The organism is uncultured Corynebacterium sp. (assembly GCF_902782855.1).
Taxonomy (GTDB): domain Bacteria; phylum Actinomycetota; class Actinomycetes; order Mycobacteriales; family Mycobacteriaceae; genus Corynebacterium.
In genome coordinates, this window is the sequence record NZ_CACZOO010000140.1 from 1 (window position 1) to 4,156 (window position 4,156).

Annotated in this window: 4 protein-coding genes and 1 pseudogene; 3 read left to right on the plus strand and 2 right to left on the minus strand. The window is 66.7% G+C overall.

The features are described 5' to 3' along the window. The 3 genes and pseudogenes from QZV72_RS06515 to der form a co-directional block, all read left to right on the plus strand. Positions 1-859 (plus strand): pseudouridine synthase (locus QZV72_RS06515; RefSeq protein WP_297006462.1); only part of this gene is annotated, 859 nt, incomplete at its 5' end. Then, positions 859-1,620, plus strand: coding sequence for a (d)CMP kinase (gene cmk, locus QZV72_RS06520; protein WP_297006464.1), 762 nt, complete (start codon positions 859-861; stop codon positions 1,618-1,620). The genes QZV72_RS06515 and cmk, both read left to right, overlap by 1 nt. A 224-nt stretch (positions 1,621-1,844) precedes the next feature. After that, positions 1,845-3,275 (plus strand): annotated as a pseudogene (gene der / locus QZV72_RS06525) (ribosome biogenesis GTPase Der). A 59-nt stretch (positions 3,276-3,334) separates the two neighbouring features. Here the strand turns inward: der and QZV72_RS06530 are convergent. Both QZV72_RS06530 and QZV72_RS06535 read right to left on the minus strand, forming a co-directional pair. After that, the gene (locus QZV72_RS06530) at positions 3,335-3,613 is read right to left on the minus strand and encodes a hypothetical protein (protein ID WP_297006466.1); all 279 of its coding nucleotides are present in this window, start codon (positions 3,611-3,613) and stop codon (positions 3,335-3,337) included. A 69-nt stretch (positions 3,614-3,682) separates the two neighbouring features. Continuing rightward, complete coding sequence (locus tag QZV72_RS06535) at positions 3,683-3,874, minus strand: hypothetical protein (protein WP_297006468.1); 192 nt, start codon at positions 3,872-3,874, stop codon at positions 3,683-3,685. Positions 3,875-4,156 lie beyond the last annotated feature (282 nt).

Consider the following 4,156-nt stretch of genomic DNA (forward strand, 5'->3'; position numbering starts at 1 on the left):
CAGGGACGCGGAGAGTTTCGTCTCCAACGCCCGCCCCGCCCGCCACCAGCATGTGGCAGACCGTAAACCCCCGAAGAAAGCCGGAGCCCAGGGGAACCGGATCAAGAGGGCGTCGAAGTCCGACGCCGAGAAGACCCGACTGCAGAAGGTTCTCGCGGCCGCCGGTGTGGCGTCCCGGCGGATGAGTGAGAAGCTCATCGATGCCGGTCGTGTGGAGGTCAACGGGAAGATCGTCACCGAACAGGGGATGCGCGTCGACCCGGAGAATGACGTCATCCGTGTCGACGGAGTCCGCGTCATCGCTGACGAGGAGATCGTCACCTTCGCGCTGAACAAGCCGCGCGGTATCCACTCCACCATGCACGACGAGTTCGGCCGGCCGTGCCTCTCCGACCTCGTCGGTGAGCGGGTCGCCGCCGGTCAGCGTCTCTTTCACGTGGGGCGTCTCGACGCGCAGACCGAGGGTCTGCTGCTGCTCACCAATGACGGCGAGCTGGCCAACCGGCTGATGCACCCGCGCTACGGCATCAAGAAGACCTACCTCGCCACCGTGCTCGGTGAGGTCGACCGGCAGCTGGTGCGGCAGCTCCTCGACGGCATCGAGCTCGACGACGGGATCGTCGTCGCCGACGAGGTGCAGATCATCGACGTGTGGCAGGGGAAATCCCTGATCAAGGTCGTGATCCATGAGGGACGCAAGCATATCGTGCGTCGTATGCTCAAGGAGGCGGGGTTCCCGGTCCAGGCGCTGGTGCGCACCAAGGTGCATACCGTGCAGCTGGGCGAACAGAAGCCCGGTACACTGCGCGCCCTCAACCGCTCCGAACTGACGAGCCTCTACAACGCGGTGGGACTGTGATGACCGACCTGAGTACCCTGGAATCCCTCAAGAGCCTCGACAACGTCGTCGGCGGTGGGTTGATCATCGCGGTCGACGGCCCCTCCGGCACCGGCAAGTCGACCGTGTGCCGCCTGCTGGCCACCGCCGCGGACGCGAAGTACCTCGACACCGGTGCGATGTACCGCGTCGCCACGCTGCACGTGCTGCGTGCCGGTGTTGACCCGACCGATGCTGTGGCGGTGGCCGCAGCCACAGCAGACCTTCCGCTGCAGGTCAACGAGGACCCCGCTTCCACCGAGGTGTTGCTCGGCGGGGAAGACGTCTCCGCCGAGATCCGTGGCGCCGAGGTCACCGCCAACGTCTCCGCGGTCTCCGCGGTGCCCGCGGTGCGTGCCAACCTCGTCGCCCTGCAGCGTGCGCTGGCGCTGCAGACCGGACGCTGTGTGGTGGAGGGCCGTGACATCGGCACCGCCGTGCTGCCGGACGCCGCCTGCAAGGTCTTCATGACCGCCAGTGCTCGGATCCGGGCACAGCGCCGCTACGACCAGGACACCGCCGCCGGACGCACCGTCGACTTCGACGCCGTGCTCGCCGACGTGGAGCGCCGCGACGCCGCGGACTCCTCGCGGACGGTGTCTCCGCTGCGTCCCGCCGAGGACGCCACCATTCTCGATACCGGGGAACTGGACATTGACGGGGTACTCGATGCCCTGGCGGGTCTGGCTGTCGCCTCAGCTGCGACCCCCGCAGATTTAACGACCGCAGGGAGCAACCGATGAGTGACGAGAACACCAACCCGACAACTGACGGAGAAGAACTGGTCTTCCGCACCGCTGACGGTGCGATCGCCGATGAGCCGACGGAGACCGCTGAGCAGGTCGGACCGATTGAGGAGTTCTCCGACGAGACCGAGTTCTTCGAGGAGTTCGACGAGGACGACTTCTCCGACGGGGATGAGACTGAGTTCATCGTCACCGGCGGCTACGACGATGCCGACGCGCGGATGGACGCCGAGGACTTCGACCTGCTCACCGGCGCAGGTGAGGACACTGACTGGGAGGCAGTGGAGGCCGCGTTCGGCGTCCTCGGTGATGACGAGGCCGAGCGCGAGGCGCTGTGTACCGTTGCCATCGTCGGTCGACCGAACGTCGGCAAGTCCACCCTGGTCAACCGCTTCATCGGTCGTCGCGAGGCTGTCGTCGAGGACTTCCCCGGTGTGACCCGTGACCGGATCTCCTACATCGGTGACTGGGGCGGACGCCGCTTCTGGGTGCAGGACACCGGCGGCTGGGACCCGGACGCCAAGGGCATCCACGGCGCGATCGCCCGCCAGGCGGAGACCGCCATGGCCACCGCCGACGTCATCGTCTTCGTGGTCGACACCAAGGTCGGCATCACCGCCACCGACGAGATCATCGCCCGGCGCCTGCAGCGCTCTGAGATCCCGGTGGTGCTGGTGGCCAACAAGTTCGACTCCGACTCCCAGTACGGCGACATGGCCGAGTTCTGGTCGCTGGGGCTGGGCGACCCGTACCCGGTCTCCGCCCAGCACGGTCGTGGCGCCGCCGATGTGCTCGACAAGGTGCTGGCGTCCTTCCCGGCAGAACCGCGGGAGACGTCCATCGTCGCCGGTCCGCGGCGCGTGGCGTTGGTCGGACGCCCGAACGTGGGCAAGTCCTCGTTGTTGAACAAGATCACCGGTGAGGACCGCTCCGTGGTCGACAATGTCGCCGGCACGACCGTCGACCCGGTCGATTCGGTGGTGGAGCTCGACCAGCAGATATGGCGCTTCGTGGACACCGCCGGTATCCGCAAGAAGACGAAGACCGCCCGCGGCCACGAGTTCTACGCCTCGCTGCGCACCCGTGCCGCCATCGACTCGGCCGAGGTCGTCATCTTCCTGGTGGACGCCTCGGAGCCGATCGCCGAACAGGACCAGCGCGTCCTGCGGATGATCCTGGACTCGGGTCGTGCGCTCGTCGTCGCCTACAACAAGTGGGACCTCGTCGACGAGGACCGGCGTGAGGACCTGGAGCGCGAGATCGACCAGCAGCTCGCGCACGTGCCGTGGGCACGCCGGGTGAACATCTCGGCGAAGACCGGGCGTGCGCTGCAGCGGCTGGAGCCGGCGATGATCGAGGCCCTGGAGAGCTGGGACCAGCGCATCCCGACCGGCCAGCTGAACACCTGGTAGCGCGCGGTGATCGCGCAGACCCCGCCGCCGATGCGTGGCGGACGCCTGCCGCGCGTCCTCTTCGCCACCCAGGCGGCCTCGAAGCCGCCGGTGATCGTGCTGTTCACCACCGGGTTCCTGGAGCACGGCTACCGCCGGTTCCTGGAGCGGCGGCTGCGTGAGTCCTTCGGTTTCGAGGGCTCGCCGGTGCGCATCGCGGTGCGTGTCCGCGAGAAGCGGGACCGCCGGAAGAAGAAGTAGCGGGTTCACCGGCCAGGGTGGTCCGGGCAGTTCGACATCGTGCGGCGGGACGCCTCAGGCTACCGGCCTCCGCCTCTGATGAAGACGCCGGCCAGTGCGACGAGATCCGCGACTGCGACTCCTGCAGCCCACTCCGGATGACCGAGAAAAGCCAGGTATCCGGCGAGAACCAGGACCATCCCTACGGCGATAAGCCCAAGTACCTGGCCACGGAAGACGATTCTCGGTGGCTGAGTGAACGGGTAGATGTGCTCGGTTTCTGCCGCACGATTCTCGACCATAATGCTCTCTACGTAGGCTTCGTACACCTCGGGGGCCTCTCGCTTCATCTCAGCCAACCGGTGGTTGTCTGGGATGGGGTTGCGGCAGATGCACGTGGTTCTCCTGCAGATACGCGGTGATCTGGGCTAGAAGATGTCCTTGTTCTCGAGGGAAAGCCTGTTGCCCGCGCGGACGAAGATCTGGTTGACCGACGTCTTCTTCGGTGCCGGCATCATCTCCTGCATGCGGCGGTATGTCGTCTCGCCCTGGAGGTCGAGAAGGCTCCCGACTCCGGTCAGGAACGCCCGGCGGTTGCTGCTGCGGGTCTTTTTCTTCATGGTCCACATCGTACCTGCTCTCCACTGTTTCTCTACCTCTCCTGTGCTGGAGGTTTTGGGTGACAGTAGCTGATGCAACGGCTGCCGATCCGGGGCGAAGATGCATAGCCCCAGGAGCCCGTGGACAACTTTCATGGGGTGGAGATTCCTGGGCGGAACCCCGCCGGGCCCCGGCCAACTATGCTCTTACGCGCGCCCCAGGGTACGCACCACGGTGCCCCAGCCGACGGACTCGGCGGAGGTGACCTTCAGCCCCGCGGCCTGCACCAGGGCCTCCAGCTC

Bases quoted from the DNA above. Each gene is read 5' to 3' on its own strand.
- QZV72_RS06535 (WP_297006468.1), bottom strand. From the start codon at position 3,874: ATGAAGAAAAAGACCCGCAGCAGCAACCGCCGGGCGTTCCTGACCGGA.
- cmk (WP_297006464.1), top strand. From the start codon at position 859: ATGACCGACCTGAGTACCCTGGAATCCCTCAAGAGCCTCGACAACGTC.